Origin of the sequence: Xanthomonas codiaei (assembly GCF_002939785.1) — a bacterium.
Classification (GTDB): domain Bacteria; phylum Pseudomonadota; class Gammaproteobacteria; order Xanthomonadales; family Xanthomonadaceae; genus Xanthomonas; species Xanthomonas codiaei.
Window position 1 is genome coordinate 1 of sequence record NZ_MDEC01000073.1, and the last position, 1814, is coordinate 1814.

Here is a 1814-nt window from a genome sequence, read left to right on the forward strand (position 1 = left end):
GGCGAGAACCCGAGGCTCCAAACGCGACTCTCCGGAGCGATGCCACATTCCGCCCTGTCAGGCATCGTTGTTCAGACCTTCCCTAGGCGTAGCGGATGGTGCGGTTGTAGCGTTCGACGTAGGCGTTCTGCTGCGGCTTGCCCGGCTTGATGTGCTCGACCCGGATGCCATGCCGCCGCGCGCAGGACAGCAACGCGCCACTGATGTACTCAGGGCCGTTGTCGCAGCGGATCACGGCGGGCTTGCCGCGCCACTCAGTGATCTGCTCCAGCGATCGGATCACCAGGGCTAGCGTAATGGCGTAATGGGGTCAGGTGCACTTATCAGACGACGGCGCTCGGCTTGCGTGGCCCGTATAGAACTGCGCAAGCGGCGCACACAGCCGCGCGAGACGCGCCAGCGTGTATTGACACGCCAGACCGCGTACTTGCAATCTAGGCCCAAGGAGCGTCGAAACTCCTCACGTAGCGGTACCCACCTCCGTCAAACCGGTGGGTTTTTTGTGCCTGCATCCTGCAGGGACAAGCCGACGCAATGCCTGCGTCGGGAGGGCGGCTAATACAACACCCGCAAGGGGAATATGCCCGCCGGCTACGTGCGGTTTCGAACCTCCCGACATCCCGTCGCCGTTGGCGGCGGTTCTTGGGTTGTTCCAGGAGGGCGTTGCCATGTCTACCGCACCATCCATGCCGGCATCTGTNGCGTTGGGATGTGGGCGAGGTACTGCGCCGGCTTGTCGCACGCGCGGCTGTTGAGCAGGCGAGAGACCATACCGCGCATCCGCTGAGTCGCCAGCTCGGTGTATTGCCACACACCTCGCGCCGCCTGTCGGCACGCAGGGCTTTGCCATTGCAGCAGTACGTCGCTGCAACCATCACCCGCCATCACCGGGAGGCGCCATGACACGCCGCCGCCCACCCACAGCATCTGCCAGCACACGGCCCACCCGCACGCGTACGCCCCCCGCGCCGCCCAAGCGGGTGCAGTGGGTTGTTGTGGAGCCCGACCGCACCAAGCTGCCACCGATGCTGCCGCCCGACCCGGACGCCTCCCCACAAGGCCCCGGCACGCTACGTGCACCCCGCCGCGCGCGCCGGCCGCGCCAATGTACCGTCAGCTACACGCATTACCCCGGCGCCCACGACCATGGTGGCGACCAGCACGTGCCACACGTCCGCCTCAGCGGCCTATGGCTGGAACAACTGGGCTTTGCCATCGGCACCAAGCTGCGCATCACCGCCAGCGAAGGGCAGCTGCTGATGGAGGTGTTGCCGCCGGTGGAGGTGCCGGCCAAGGCGCGCAGCGTGCGGCGATGATGCGGCGGCGGCCAGAAGCCTTGCGATTGACCTCGGTGCCGGATGCCACTAGCGTCGCAGCCACACCAGCGCACAACGGACGCTTCATGATCGCGCGCCCCCTCTACGCCTTGCTCGCCACCCTCGCTCTGGGCGCATGCGCCCACACGGTGGCCACCCCAGCCCCGGCAACCGTCACGGAGACATCTGCCACGCGTTCATCCAACCCTTCCACTGTGCCGCCTGGTAAGCCCACTGCGGAGAATTTGCTTGGACAGCTGCTTGCCTTGATCGAGGGCAGCCAGAACATCTCCGACTTCACTCCCGAGCGTCTGAATTCCACGATGAGGCAGGCGGTTCAGTTCGTGAAAGACGATGAACGCCGATACCGCGCTTTTGGCCCGCTCACTAGAGCGTGTTATGAACTTTGAAGTAGAGACGCGGCATTTCCAAGCATGAGGATGGAGAAGACGACGAAGTGGAGTCCGGCCAGGGTTTCCGGTAGGCGTTCGTAATCAC

Annotated in this window: 1 protein-coding gene and 2 pseudogenes; 2 read left to right on the top strand and 1 reads right to left on the bottom strand. The window is 64.9% G+C overall.

Annotated elements, in window-relative coordinates; translation table 11 throughout:
- Nucleotides 1-85 precede the first annotated feature (85 nt).
- Nucleotides 86-289 (bottom strand): annotated as a pseudogene (locus XcodCFBP4690_RS22055) (DDE-type integrase/transposase/recombinase); the annotation flags it as partial.
- Between the two features lie 610 nt (nt 290-899).
- Here XcodCFBP4690_RS22055 and XcodCFBP4690_RS22070 point away from each other — a divergent pair.
- Both XcodCFBP4690_RS22070 and XcodCFBP4690_RS23255 read left to right on the top strand, forming a co-directional pair.
- Nucleotides 900-1316, top strand: a complete 417-nt coding sequence (locus XcodCFBP4690_RS22070) for a SymE family type I addiction module toxin (protein WP_104544390.1) — start codon at nt 900-902, stop codon at nt 1314-1316.
- Between the two features lie 86 nt (nt 1317-1402).
- Nucleotides 1403-1708, top strand: a pseudogene (locus XcodCFBP4690_RS23255) (hypothetical protein); the annotation flags it as partial.
- Nucleotides 1709-1814: the final 106 nt, after the last annotated feature.

What these genes read in the sequence shown, in the direction of transcription:
- XcodCFBP4690_RS22070 (WP_104544390.1), top strand. Translation starts at nt 900, where the DNA reads ATGACACGCCGCCGCCCACCCACAGCATCTGCCAGCACACGGCCCACC.